The sequence below is a fragment of the Bradyrhizobium viridifuturi genome (assembly GCF_001238275.1).
GTDB lineage: Bacteria > Pseudomonadota > Alphaproteobacteria > Rhizobiales > Xanthobacteraceae > Bradyrhizobium > Bradyrhizobium viridifuturi.
Map to the genome: position 1 here is coordinate 125,894 of NZ_LGTB01000010.1, position 13,067 is coordinate 138,960.

The following is a 13,067-nucleotide window of genomic DNA, read 5'->3' on the forward strand; positions in this document are numbered from 1 at the left end:
GGATCGTTCGATGTTGGCTTGCTGACTCCAAGCGGATCGTTGGCTTTCCAAACTCCCACCGCACCGCCTCTTATCCCGTTCTTCGTTTGGATGCTTCAGTGCGGGTCGTAAGCGGGGCGTCTTAAATAGATTGACGATGTCCAGGCTTTGACCGGCGATATCGCCGATCTAACTGCGGCTCGTGGAAGCGCGCCCTTTGTCGGCGTCAGCGCTCATTTATCCAAATCCGCATTTCGCCTTCGCCGCGGTTAGCCCAGCTGAACCACGGAATGAATGTCAACCGCTGCGGTTCTAGCTGACCAGGCACCTTGTCGTAGTGATAAAGTGCCGCTTCTTCGGACTGCGTGTGTTGCAGTCGCACTCCGTCAGCCTGCAGCAAAATCTTGCCCTTGAAGAGACCAGTTCCGTCGACAAGCGAAAACTGGCTGTCTGCATGAAGCCAAACGTTGTGTAACTCGGTCCCGTTGTCGACTTCCTCAAGGCAATAAACTAACGGGCCACGCTCTATGGCCACCTTGCCGGCCAAATTGCGAACTTGCGGATAGCCGTAGACGCGACGCACTTGCATCGGCAGCAATAGTTTGACGCGATCTCCCTGCCTCCATGTCCGGTGAATGTGCAAATAGCCATTTCGCGGCTCGCAATTGATACGTTCTCCGTTCAGGCTCGCCGCCGGCGCGCTGCACCATTGTGGTAGGCGCAGAGCGAGCGTGTGAGAAATTGGCAGTGCGGATTCGACGGCGATCTCCACCTCGTCTTTCCAGGGATAGTTGCCGTTCATGAGCAGTCGCAGCTTAGCCCCGCCGACCGACATTTCCACCCTATTGCCGACGTAGAGATTTACATAGAGCGCATCGGCGCGGAGCGTATAGATATAATGACCAATCGATGCGAAAAGCCGTGCGATGTTCGGTGGACAGCACGCGCAGCCAAACCAGGGCCTTCGCACCGGCGAGACATGATTATAAATGCCATTAGCCCTCAGCGTTTTGGGATGCATTTCGAGCGGGTTAACATAGAAATAATGACGACCGTCGAATGCGATACTGCCGAGAACGGTATTGTAGAGCGCGCGCTCCATCACATCGGCATATTGACCATCCAGCTCCATCTCCAGCATACGACGCGCGAACATCATTAGGCCAATGGATGCGCAACTTTCCGCGTACGCGGTATCGTTCGGCAGATCGTAATCGCAGCTAAACGCTTCGCCCGCGCTTTGCGAGCCGATGGCTCCGGTGATATAGATCTGGCGCTGCACCATGTTTTGCCACAGCCGTAGGCAAGTCTGACGTTGCTGATCGTTCTGACGCAGACGCGCAAGATGCGCTACCCCAGTCATGAGGTATACAAAGCGAACCGCATGGCCGGTGGCCGTCCGCTGCTTGGAAAGTGGCAAATGCGCTTGGCTATATGCTTTGTTTTTTAACATCCAGGGCAGGCCGCCTGATTCGGTGGCACAGGATTGCCGGCGCTTCTCGTACTCAATGTCGTAAAAATGTGGCTCCGAACCGCGTTGCTCCACGAAAAAATGGGCTAGCGTGAGATATCGCTGCTCATGCGTCACTTCGTAGAGGCGTGTCAACGCAAGTTCAATTTCCGGGTGGCCATCGTAGCCATGTTGCTGATCGCGTTCCGGGCCGAAAACCGTGTCGACGTGGTCAGCAAGTCTGCAACCAACCTCGAGCAATCGCCGTTTGCCAGTCGCCTGAAAGAAAGCGACACCCGCTTCAATCAAATGGCCGGCGCAGTAAAGCTCGTGGCACTCCGCTAGGTTGCTCCAGCGCTCCCGAGGCGCGTTCAGTATGAAATAGGTGTTAAGATAGCCATCGCCACATTGGGCGGTCGCAATCAATTCAATCAGCTCGTCGGCAGCCTTCTCCAGCTCTGGATTGGGTGCCTGGCATAGTGACCAAGCTACCGCCTCTAGCCATTTTGCGACGTCACTGTCCTGAAAAACCGTTCCATGGAACTCGCCTCTCGCATCTCCTGCGGCGATGCGGAAGTTCTCCACCGCGTGGCTCGGTATCGCCTCGGGATTGCGATCGTTCAGCACCTCCCATTGGTAGGGAATTGCCACTTCCCTTACCAACTGCTGACATTTCCCAATCAGCGGATCCAAGACGTGTAGGTTGTGAAGATCGATTTCGGCCACATTCCGCTCACTCATTTCGTTCCTCCCTGGTGGGTCGAAAGGACGCCTAGCAAGGCAAGCCAACTCACCATGATTGCGTTGCTGGGGTTGCGGCCCTGAGGTTTGCGGCTGCACAGTCCTATTCCCGAAGCGAGCGTTGCAGTGACAGAAATGGAGAGGGTTCTCCTGCGGCGTCGTACGACCAGACACGTGCGGGCAGCGGCTTGTTCGAGGAGCGGGCCAGCAATTCCCATGCCGAGAATGAGGGCTGTTCTTCTGGTCGATCCGATCTGCGGCTCTGCGATAAGCGTCCGTTGGTCCGCCCAACTAACCGGATTTACCAGTCGAGCTAAATCCCGCATCGCTGCAGCGCTGGGTCGAATACGAACCGATCGGCTGTCCCAGGGCAGATAATCGCCCACGACCCTCGCCGGCCGCAGATACAGCCGGAACGCCGCTCCTTTCGTCGCGACCAGCCGCCCGCACCTGATCCGAGGCCTTCAATACGCTGCGCGGAATGTCCGGTTACGAACAATCCTTTGATGACGCGTGGCAGGTGGGCGGACCGCAGGGCGCGTGAAACCTAAGTCGGATCGAATGGGCCGCCGCCACGCAGGATTCAACGGAGACACTGGGGCGTTAATCCTAGGCAATCCCGACGGGTCGAAGCGCATGCTCCGTGAGCGTCACGAGAGGATCACCGGTTCCTGGGCTTGACCTGTGCGGAATGCTCTGGATAGCACGGTCGGAATGATTGACGCCGCTGGCGCGCGATGATGGGTTGATTCCGGTTCGGAGCGGGCGACGGGGATCAGAATGACCGGCGAGTCGCAGCTGCGCGAGAAGCTTCGGAAGATCGAGGCGTTGTTCGTGGTGCCGGAACTGCTGGTGAGCGCCTTGCAGCGGAAGCCGCACTGCAGCGGGTGCGAGCCCGGGTCGAGGAACTTGCTCGCCACGATCCACCGATCGAACAGCAATTCTCACTTCCCGACCAGTGGTCTCGGCACTTGTTTCTGCCGCTTTGCCGCCGATGTGGGGTGCGGCCGTTTCGTTATCGCCGGCAGCGACGCAACACGGTGATGGTCCGTGCGTCACGGGGCCTCGTTGATCGGGTCCTGCTGCCGGAGTTCACAGAGCTTGAGGGTGCGCTACAAGTGTATCTGCACGAGGTGACGCTGCGCGTGATCCGCGAAGAGATTTACGACGACGCCAGCGATGCGCAGGAAGTTCTCGACGCCTTGCCGTCGAACTGATCAAGCGGCGATCTTTGCCTCGGAACCGTCGCACGCAGCTTTCCAATGCCACGGCAACAGCGTGTTCAGCTGATTTATCTTGGTGCGTCCGGATACGATGCGCTCGAGAACGTCACTAAGATAGTGCCGCGGGTCGATGTCGTGAAGTTTTGCCGTGTTGATGAGCGACGCGAGAATGGCCCATGTCTCGTCGGCGCCTTCAGCTGTCAATCTCGATGCGCCCATCATCGATGAATCGCGTCAGGCCTTCCCAATGCTTGAGGGCGTAGCGGATCGCCTTGCCAAGGGCAGATTTCTTCGAGACTTCCAGCAGTCGCACTTCGAACCAGGGCTTGTTAGTCCTCGATCAGCGGCCTGGTGTCGGATTGTCGCACCGCAACTCGTTGCGTCGCCGGCAAACCGCGAATGCGATCCTCAGCGGCGTAGAACATCGCGATCCGCTGCAGCGCTTCCGCAGCAATCGCGACTTCGTCGCGACGTGAACGCCCCAGAACTTCCGCCGCGCATGCGCGAAGCAGAACGCCAGCTGCATCAGACGGCTGCCGTCTTGATCGGGCCCTTGTAGGCCGCATAGCCGATGGAGTGGACGCCCCCCGACGGCATCGATTGTGCCAAGATGTGGGTGTTTGAACCCGGTAAGGAGGACGTCCGTGGACGAGGTTAGCATCATTGGTTTGGATTTGGCTAAGAACGTGTTCCAGGTTCACGAAGCTGGGCGAGATGGGAGGACCGTTCTGCGTAAGAAACTCAACCGCAGCAGATTGCTCGAGTTTTTCGTGAAGTTGCCAAGGTGTGTGGTCGCGATGGAGCTTGCGCCAGCGCCCATTATTGGGGACGGGAGATTGGTACGTTTGGCCACGATATCCGGTTGATCCATCCCTCGTACGTGAAGCCCTTCGTTTAGCGTCAGAAGAACGATGCGGCGGATGCCGAAGCGATCGCCGAAGCCGCGTCCCGACCAACGATGCGCGTTGTCGGCGTTAAGAGCGCCGAGAAGCAAGGCTCCTCAATAGCGTTCAAGGTTCGTGATCTCTTAGTTCGACAGCGCACACAGGCGATTAATGCCTTGCGCGGGCATCTTGCGGAATACGGGTTGATCGTGGCTCAGGGCGTGAGACATATCCCCCGACTGGCTGCGCTCCTGGCACCATATCCGGACCTGCCCGATCTAGCCCGCAGCCTTTGCCAGAATCTCTTGACGCATGTGAAATCCCTGTCGGAGCAGAGAGCAGAGCTGGAGAAGGGACTGCGGGTGCGCGCGAGACAGGACGAAGTTGCCTCTCGTTTAATGACCATTCCGGGAATCGGCGCAATCTGCGCCAGCGATAGAGGCCTTGGCGCCGTCGGCGGAGACCTTTTCCAAGGGACGAGATTTTGCGGCCTGGGTTGGTCTCACGCCCAAACAGACTTCCTCTGGAGGTAAGGATAGGCTCGGCAAGATCTCCAGGATGGGCCGGCGAGATCTGCGACGCCTCCTTGTGCTTGGTGCGACCGCCGTTGTGCGATAGGCAAGACGCTATGGATCGCCAGCAGGATCCTGGCTGGCAAGAATGCTCTCGAAGAAGCCTCCAAAGCTGATCGCGGTCGCTCTAGCGAACAAGATGGCGCGTATCGCCTGGGCCTTGATGATCCGCGGTGGCGCTTACCAGGCTCCAGCGTCTGGCGCTGCTTAACGCAAGGCCAGAAGCCGAGAGACGTCGGGAATGTGGTAAGGTCTAACGGCGGGTTATGGGCAATCGGTCAGGGACTGGGATTGGAAGAATCAACAGGTCGATGAGTGCCAGCGAGCACGCGTAGCCGAATTGGATCCGATCCACGCATTCCATAAGGGCCCGCGACGTGTCGAGGTCGCATTACGATGCCGGACACACGTCAGCACCCAACCACATGCCTGTTCCGAAGTTATATTTTGCTTGCATTCACTGGGGCGTCCACACACATCGACCTGCAGGATGCCGCGGTACTCCCCGAACAGCCGCTTGGTGCGGATCGCCTTGCGATCCTCGGCGAACACGTAGATCACCGCCGGCGGCTCCGGGCCGCCCCATGGGCGGTCATCGGTGGCGATCGCCCAGAACTGGCAGACTTTGGTCCTGCCACGACCGGGATCGAGGACTGGCAGCGGCGTCTCGTCGGCAAACGGCCGCGTAGGACATCACCGCGTGGTGCAACAGCGCGTGAAGCGGCTTCAGCCGCCAGGCGAGGCGGCCCATCCACAAGGCCAGTGTTTGCGGATCGAGCGTGATGCCTTGGGCGGCAAACATCTGTTCCGCACGATACAGCGGCAGCTAGTAGCCATATTTCATACCGCGACGTGGGCCAGCAAGGCTTCCGTCATCATTCCACCGTCGATCGCCTTGGCCGACGCGGGTGCCTGTACCACACCCTGGCGGCAGCCCCGGCAGCCGTGCCGCGGAAGCACGATGCGCTTGATCCGGTACTGCATCGGACTGACGTCGAAGGCTTCCTTGACGGTCTCGGCGATCTTGTGCAGCTGCTCGCCGCAGCAGGGGCAGCTGTGGCTCTCGATATCGACCACGACATCGATGCGCGGCAAATGCTCCGGAAGCTTCCCGCGGTTGCGTCGCGCTGGTCGCTTTCCACGGCCCTCTGCTCCGTCAGGCAGCCTGCCTCCGATCACATCGTCGTTGGCGGCGGCACGAGCCGCCTGTGCGCTGATGGTGTAGAGAGACAGCTGTCCGATATCCAGTGTCTTGGAGCGCGCACCGAAGATCGCGCGCTTGTACTGGGACAGGATCATCAGGAGCTTGTCGTTCTCCTGGATCGCAGCGTCGCGGTGAGCGATCGCTGCATCACGCTCGGTCGCCAGCGTGCTGCATTCCTCCGACAACGCCGCAAGCCGTGACGATAGCGCCATCACGGTTTGTCGGAGCATTGCTGGATCGGAAGGCAAATCACTCATGCAGAGTAATCTACAACAAACTCCGCATGAGTGACGAACGCCTCTTGGTAATGATCAACCAGCTCGCACCGGCTGATCCACAGGTCGCATCGGCACACGCTTTCAGTCCGAGCCATCGCCGACCCTTCGCGTCTGCACGAATTGCTGCGCTGGGAATGGAAGCTCCCGCGGCAAGCCGACGAGCCCACCGATCAGCAAGCTGCCTAACCTTCACGCAGCGATATCATAACCCTACCCGGGTTCGATCCTAGGTCTTGATCGTAAGCCGCAGATGTCGGCTGGTCTGCGCTCCTGGCGCCACCTCGTTCATGGATTGGTGGAGATCTCGCATCACATAAAGTCTCCATCCGAGTCGGACGCTGACGAAGGTTCAGGATCGCTGGCGTATTTGGAGAGATACGTCGAATGCTGGGTATCACGCCGCCATTCACCATCCCTGTGGCTCCAAGGTCCGGACCGGGTTGGGTCAAGCACCATATCGTCTTCGTCCACATGGACGAAACCCATTTGTTCTGCACGGGTTCTCGCTTCGTCATTCGCAGGACGCCAGTTCACCAGAGGCCGTTCGCCGTCTTGCTGAAGTTGATGCTCGAGCAGAATATCGCCGGCGTTCGAAACGAGCGGATGAGCAACCTGGAAATCCACGATGGACGTGACGTCAGTTCGACCGGGAAACTGTTCTCGCCAGCCTTGGCTGTTGAAGTCAGTCATAGGAAATCCGCCTTCCGTTCTTTGGAGACCGACGCTCCTATTTCCGAGTTGGTAGCTGTAATATCGGGCGGCGTCCGAATCTCTTCGGATGCCATACTCACTAGCGACGTGCGCCGTGCGCCTAGCCCTTTCGGATACAAATTCTGAGTATTCCTGGGGATTGTTGGCGATATGATTGATCTCTTCGCCATGAAAAGTCCTCACCTCTCGCCGGAATCTCTCTTGGTTGATCTCGATAACAGGACGTCTTGAACTGTTGTAATAACTTGGACCCGAGGATGAGCCGGCGTCGGAATCCTGCAATCGCATTCTAGAGAATGCGTCCGCGAAGTCGGCGGCATTCCCGTGCTCCGGTGAGCTTGCGCGATGATATTCATCATCGGATGGAACATCCGACCAATTGTTAATTCGACCGTACATGACGACCACACTCCTATGGATGTTGCATTGTGTTCAGGTCGTTAGACCTGACTCCGCTGATAATCAGCTTAGCTGTCCGTAAGCTGACGCGGGCAAATAAAGGGAGAACTAAATTCGGTGAAACGATAGGGCGAGGCGCGCAGTCAGGCGCCGCGCTCACCGGGGCGTCTTCATAAGTGTCGTCCGTGAAGAAGTGTCCAAGCCGTTGAGTGAGAGTCGGTTTTCGTCCCCGCTGCGATACGAGATTGCAGGCTTTTCACGGCGGAAGGCCGGAAAGCCCGCAGAATAGCCAGCCGTGATTCGTTCGTAGCGGAGGCGCGCGATGCGCCCGAAGAAGCCGGAAACGACGGGGGAAGGCGACCTGCTTCGCGCCAGGTTCGATCGGATCATCCCCCTGAAGCAGGAGCAAGGGTTTGCTCGTTGCTTTCTTGAGGCGTTTCCGTGATCAGGATCTTTTCGATGCGGTGCGGCTCGGCTTGGCATGGAACGCGACCTTCGGCAAGGGCGCGAGGATACCGAGCATCGGTTCTGAATCGGCTTCAGGCTGATTTGGCCCTGTAGGAAGGGGGGCCAGGTCCCCATTCAGCGTTAGTCAGGGGTTACGATGATGACCCAAACAAGATTGAATCTGCTCGTCCAGCTAATCGGTCTATGATTTGAAACTTCGGACGCAACTATATCGATAACCTGTCCAGCTCCGTCATCCACAACCAACGCAACGGAGCGCAAACCCAACAGCCCGATGCCGAGGCGGGAGGCTCCGACATGACCACTGCGGCTTCATTCGACAGTTACCGATTTGGCAAGATTACGTGGCTGATCTACGTCCGCGCCTCTTACGAGGGCGGCATGGTAAGCCAAGAGCTGAAGCGGAATGGCATAGACCATCGGCGCAAAGTTTGCGACCATCTCCGGCAGCACAATGGTCATGAGTGTGTCTAGCGTTGCTTCCAAAGCGCCCTTCGCATCGGTGATCAGAACGATCTTGCCGCCACGAGCTGCAACTTCTTGCATATTCGATACGGTCTTATCGAAGAGCTCGTCGTAAGGCGCAATCATCACCACAGGCACGGCCTCATCGATTAATGCGATCGGTCCGTGCTTGAGCTCGCCGGCGGCATAACCTTCTGAGTGAATATAGGAAATTTCCTTCAACTTGAGTGCGCCCTCCAACGCCAGGGGGGCCGACGTGCCACGGCCGAGATAGAGCACGTCCCTCGAGTTGGCGATATCGCCCGCGAGCTTTTCGATCTGCGGCTCAATCAACAGCGCCGCAGCAATCAACCGCGGCACTTCGATGAGCTCGCGCACGAGATTCGATTCATGGATCTCTAACAGCTTACCGCGCTCTTTTCCTGCTGCGACGGCAAGCACCGCCAATACCATCAGCTGGCAGATGAATGCCTTCGTAGAAGCGACGCCGATTTCTGGCCCCGCCAGCGTCGGCAGCACGGATTCGCTTTCGCGCGCAATCGTCGACGTAGAGACGTTAACCACAGATATCGTGTGCAGGCCTTGGCTCTTGGCGTATCGCAGCGCAGCTAGTGTGTCAGCGGTTTCGCCGGACTGCGAGATGACGATCGCAAGATCGCCCTGACGCAAAGGCGCTTCCCTGTAGCGGAACTCAGAGGCTACATCTATCTCGACAGGCAAGCGAGCCAACCGCTCGAACCAGTATTTGGCGATGTGACCGGCATAGTTTGCCGTTCCGCACGCGGTAATCGAGATACGCTGAATGGAGCTAAAATTGAACGGCAATGTGAGCGGCAGGGCTACGCGCTCGCCTGACCTATCAAGATAATGCGCCAGTGTTTTGCAGGCCACTGTCGGCTGCTCGTGGATTTCCTTGGCCATGAAATGGCGATAGTTCTCTTTATCCACAAGGAGTGACGATACGCCAGGCTTTGATGTCTCCCGCTGGACGACGGAGCCGTCTGCGCCATAGATCACGCAGATCGCGCGGGTAAGCACAGCCCAGTCGCCGTCTTCAAGATAGGTAATGGTGTCGGTCAACGGCGCGAGCGCGATCGCGTCCGATCCCAGGTACACTTCGCCGTTGCCATGTCCGATCGCGAGGGGCGATCCTTTGCGCGTACCGATCAAAAGGTCGTCGTGGCCCTTGAAGAGGAATGCAAGCGCGAAGGCTCCGCGCAGCCGCGGGAGCGAGGCTTGTACTGCATCCTGCGGCGAGTAGCCATTCTTAAGATAAGATTCGACGAGATGCGCCACCACCTCCGTGTCCGTCTCTGAGCGGAAGTTGGCCCCATCCCTCTCCAGCTCGGCTCGCAACTCGCGGAAGTTTTCAATGATCCCGTTATGAACGACCGCGACATTTTCCGTCGCATGCGGATGAGCATTGCTCTCGGTCGGTTTTCCATGAGTAGCCCAGCGGGTATGACCTATACCGGCATGACCCTCGGGCGGACAATAGCGCAGCCGCTCCTCAAGGTTTCTCAGCTTACCTTCAGCCCGCCGGAGCTTGATATGTAGCCCTTCGAGCGTCGCAAGGCCTGCGGAGTCGTAGCCACGATATTCCAATCGCCTGAGCGAAGCGACCAACTGCCCGACGACCGGACCACGCCCCAAGATGCCGACAATTCCACACATATCAATTAATGCCGCCCAAGCTCAAAGAGCGCGAGGTCCCCGACAGGAAATCTGGTCATGAAATTCGCTCTCGACAAAAGCTGACTTTCGCTGGATAGCGACGATGGCGTCATTGCCGCAGAAGCCGCCGCAAGGATACGTCGTGCAAGTAGTGTGGCGTCACCTTACAACGTCCTGCTCTCGCATTCACGCAACCGTTCTAGGGTTTGTCGCGCTGGTGTAACAGGCTCATCAGCCTCTGACGGTTTCCAGCTATGTTGGTCGGAATGAGACTAATTGATTGCCACCGAAGCTCCATTGTACGAACGTAAGCTTTCCATAGCGAACTTATTTGAAGAACTATACCAATGTTTGCTGCATTCTCACATTTCGTGCTCGCGTCGATGATCCTGCCGCCCAGAGTATGGGTTCCGGTCAGAAGAATCGGGACATTTTTGTAGAGCTAATGTTGTGATGCGCGGGCTTCGCCGTGCTCTGGCTTACGTCCAGAGTTCAGATGCATCGACTACCGCGGCTTCAGCAAGTCACCCTCTTGCGCCATGGCCACATCGAGCGAATGCGCGCACCCAATGAAAGATAGAGACCACGAACTTCCGGCCCTCTCTCATTGACGTATGCACAGAAGGGGGTTCGCCGTCTGCGAAGGTTCGTCGGATTTCATTTTGAATCTCGATGGTATTCCCCCTCCAGCACGATATAAATCAATGTATATAGTGTGCATTCCTGCACGATGTGTATGACTAGATCTAACGATCGGCTTCCTTTGATTCCGGGTGACGTGCGCCGACGGATTTCTCGAGAAGCCCGTTTCGCAAAGGACGATTCGAAGGGAAGCTTTCTTTCCAGCGCAGCTAAGAGAGACCATGGCGGCTCAGGATTCGAAGCGGCGCGTTGCGCTGATCACCGGCGTCACCGGGCAGGACGGCGCGTATCTCGCCGAATACCTGCTTGGGCTCGGCTACACCGTGCACGGGGTCAAGCGTCGCTCGTCCTCGCTCAACACCGCGCGCGTCGATCATCTCTATCAGGACCCGCATGCCGGCAACGTGCCGTTCCTGATGCACTACGGCGACATGACCGATTCGACCAATCTGATTCGGCTGATGCAGCAGATCCGGCCGACCGAGATCTACAATCTGGCCGCCCAGAGCCACGTCCAGGTCAGTTTCGAGAGCCCGGAATACACTGCCAATGCCGACGCGATCGGCGTGCTGCGCTTGCTGGAGGCGATCCGCATCCTCGGCATGGAGAAGGAGACGCGGTTCTACCAGGCCTCGACCTCGGAGCTGTACGGGCTGGTGCAGGAGGTGCCGCAGAAGGAAACGACGCCGTTCTATCCGCGCTCGCCCTATGGCGTCGCCAAGCTCTACGGCTACTGGATCACGGTGAACTACCGTGAGCCTACGGCATGTTTGCGAGCAACGGTATCCTGTTCAACCATGAGAGCCCGATCCGCGGCGAGACCTTCGTGACGCGCAAGATCACCCGCGCCGTCGCGCGCATCGAGGTCGGCCTGGAGAGCAAGCTCTATCTCGGCAATCTCGACGCCAAGCGCGACTGGGGCCACGCCCGCGATTATGTCGAGGGCATGCACAGGATCCTGCAGGTGGATGAGCCTGGCGACTTCGTGCTCGCGACCGGCGAGACGCGATCGGTCCGCGAGTTCGTCGAGTTGGCGTTCGCGGAGGTCGGCCGCAACGTCGAATGGCGCGGCAAGGGTGTCGAGGAGGTCGGCGTCGACAAGGCGACCGGCAACACCCTGGTGCAGATCGATCCGACCTATTTCCGTCCGACCGAGGTCGATCTTCTGATCGGCGACGCGAGCAAGGCGCGCGCCCAGCTCGGCTGGGCACCCAAAACGCCGTTCGCGCAGCTGGTGAAGGAAATGATCGAACGCGATCTCGTCGAGGCCAAGCAGGATGCGGCCGATGGCAAGCACGGCGTTTGAACTGAAGGGCAAGAGGGTCTTTGTCGCCGGCCATCGCGGCATGGTCGGCTCGGCGCTGATGCGCCGGCTGGCGCGCGAACAGGCCGATCTCCTCACGGTGTCGCGCAGCCAGATCGATCTGCGCGACCAAGCCGCGGTCAACGCCTGGTTTGCCGCCAAGCGGCCGCAGGCCGTGTTCCTCGCCGCGGCCAAGGTCGGCGGCATCGTCGCCAACAACGCGCTGCGGGCCGAATTCCTCTACGACAATCTGGCGATCGCAACCAATGTGATCCAGGCGGCGCACGCCAATGGTTGTGAGAAGCTGATGTTTTTCGGCTCGTCCTGCATCTATCCACCGCTGGCGCCGCAGCCGCTGCGTGAGGATTCGATGCTGACCGGCCCCCTGGAGCCGACCAACGAGCCCTATGCCATCGCCAAGATCGCCGGCATCAAGATGGCCGAAGCCTATCGCAGCCAGTATGGCTCGGACTTCATCAGCGTGATGCCGACCAATCTTTATGGTCCCGGCGACAATTATCACCCCGAATACAGCCACGTCGTCGCCGCGCTGATCCGCCGGTTTCACGAGGCCAAGGTCTCCGGCGCCGGCAATGTCGTGGTGTGGGGCACCGGCACGCCACGCCGCGAATTCCTTTATGTCGACGATCTCGCCGACGCTTGCATTCATTTGATGAAGACCTATTCCTCCCCTGAACTGGTCAACATCGGTACCGGCGAAGATATCACGATCGCCGAGTTCGCCCTGTTGGTCGCGGCCGCGATCGGCTTTCGCGGCGAGATCGGCTTCGACACCTCGCGCCCCGACGGCACGCCGCGCAAGTTGCTCGACGTCAGCCGACTGGGTAGGCTCGGCTGGCGCGCCCAAACCTCACTGCAGGAAGGCATTCAGTTGGCGTATCGGGCGTATCTCGCCGACAGCAGATGGACGGCCAGAGTAACCGCGTGTCCCGACAAGCGGGCGCAGGGCCGATCCCAGAATACTCGGCGGTGAATGTCCCAACATAGCCGGGCTAACCGGTCACGCAGATATTCAACTTCGCCGCGCAGTCAACCCAGTTCGTTAACAACAAC

The 13,067-nt window shown here is 58.7% G+C and carries 10 protein-coding genes and 3 pseudogenes; 5 read left to right on the forward strand and 8 right to left on the reverse strand.

Annotated features, from left to right (window positions below):
* Positions 1-205 precede the first annotated feature (205 nt).
* Positions 206-2,170 carry a glycoside hydrolase family 127 protein gene (locus ALC15_RS11340; RefSeq protein ID WP_050627290.1) on the reverse strand — a complete coding sequence of 655 codons (1,965 nt, stop codon included), beginning with the start codon at positions 2,168-2,170 and terminating at the stop codon, positions 206-208.
* Between the two features lie 780 nt (positions 2,171-2,950).
* On the opposite strand from ALC15_RS11340, the gene ALC15_RS46090 reads away from it, so the two are divergent.
* Complete coding sequence (locus tag ALC15_RS46090) at positions 2,951-3,214, forward strand: hypothetical protein (RefSeq protein ID WP_244486023.1); 264 nt, start codon at positions 2,951-2,953, stop codon at positions 3,212-3,214.
* Positions 3,215-3,387: 173 nt separating this feature from the next.
* Here the strand turns inward: ALC15_RS46090 and ALC15_RS46095 are convergent, their stop codons facing one another.
* Positions 3,388-3,615: a transposase domain-containing protein gene (locus ALC15_RS46095; RefSeq protein WP_244486024.1), complete on the reverse strand. Its 228-nt coding sequence runs from the start codon at positions 3,613-3,615 to the stop codon at positions 3,388-3,390.
* Positions 3,587-3,706 carry an IS66 family transposase gene (locus ALC15_RS46100; RefSeq protein ID WP_244486025.1) on the reverse strand — a complete coding sequence of 40 codons (120 nt, stop codon included), beginning with the start codon at positions 3,704-3,706 and terminating at the stop codon, positions 3,587-3,589. The genes ALC15_RS46095 and ALC15_RS46100 overlap by 29 nt, the downstream gene beginning before the upstream one ends.
* Before the next feature lie 331 nt (positions 3,707-4,037).
* Between ALC15_RS46100 and ALC15_RS11355 the strand changes: the two are divergent.
* Positions 4,038-5,060, forward strand: a pseudogene (locus tag ALC15_RS11355) (IS110 family RNA-guided transposase).
* Between the two features lie 89 nt (positions 5,061-5,149).
* Here the strand turns inward: ALC15_RS11355 and ALC15_RS46105 are convergent.
* From ALC15_RS46105 to ALC15_RS48175, 4 genes and pseudogenes are all read right to left on the reverse strand, one after another.
* A pseudogene (locus ALC15_RS46105) lies at positions 5,150-5,515 on the reverse strand (IS66 family transposase); the annotation flags it as partial.
* Positions 5,442-5,651, reverse strand: coding sequence for an IS66 family transposase (locus tag ALC15_RS47160; protein WP_283806264.1), 210 nt, complete (start codon positions 5,649-5,651; stop codon positions 5,442-5,444). The gene ALC15_RS47160 and the pseudogene ALC15_RS46105, both read right to left, overlap by 74 nt.
* Positions 5,652-5,689: 38 nt before the next feature.
* Positions 5,690-6,283, reverse strand: coding sequence for an IS66 family transposase (locus ALC15_RS46110; RefSeq protein ID WP_244486026.1), 594 nt, complete (start codon positions 6,281-6,283; stop codon positions 5,690-5,692).
* 357 nt (positions 6,284-6,640) lie between these two features.
* Positions 6,641-7,441 (reverse strand): effector protein NopP, encoded by an 801-nt coding sequence (locus ALC15_RS48175; RefSeq protein WP_488240844.1) that lies wholly within the window; start codon positions 7,439-7,441, stop codon positions 6,641-6,643.
* 322 nt (positions 7,442-7,763) lie between these two features.
* Here ALC15_RS48175 and ALC15_RS47170 point away from each other — a divergent pair, with 322 nt between their 5' ends.
* Positions 7,764-7,886: a hypothetical protein gene (locus ALC15_RS47170; RefSeq protein ID WP_283806265.1), complete on the forward strand. Its 123-nt coding sequence runs from the start codon at positions 7,764-7,766 to the stop codon at positions 7,884-7,886.
* Between the two features lie 335 nt (positions 7,887-8,221).
* Here the strand turns inward: ALC15_RS47170 and glmS are convergent, their stop codons facing one another.
* Entirely contained in the window at positions 8,222-10,048 is a 1,827-nt protein-coding gene (gene glmS, locus ALC15_RS11370; protein ID WP_050627293.1) for a glutamine--fructose-6-phosphate transaminase (isomerizing), read from the reverse strand.
* 863 nt (positions 10,049-10,911) lie between these two features.
* Between glmS and gmd the strand changes: the two are divergent.
* Positions 10,912-11,996, forward strand: a pseudogene (gene gmd, locus ALC15_RS11375) (GDP-mannose 4,6-dehydratase).
* Positions 11,977-12,987: a GDP-L-fucose synthase gene (gene fcl, locus ALC15_RS11380; RefSeq protein ID WP_063781807.1), complete on the forward strand. Its 1,011-nt coding sequence runs from the start codon at positions 11,977-11,979 to the stop codon at positions 12,985-12,987. The pseudogene gmd and the gene fcl overlap by 20 nt, the downstream one beginning before the upstream one ends.
* Positions 12,988-13,067: the final 80 nt, after the last annotated feature.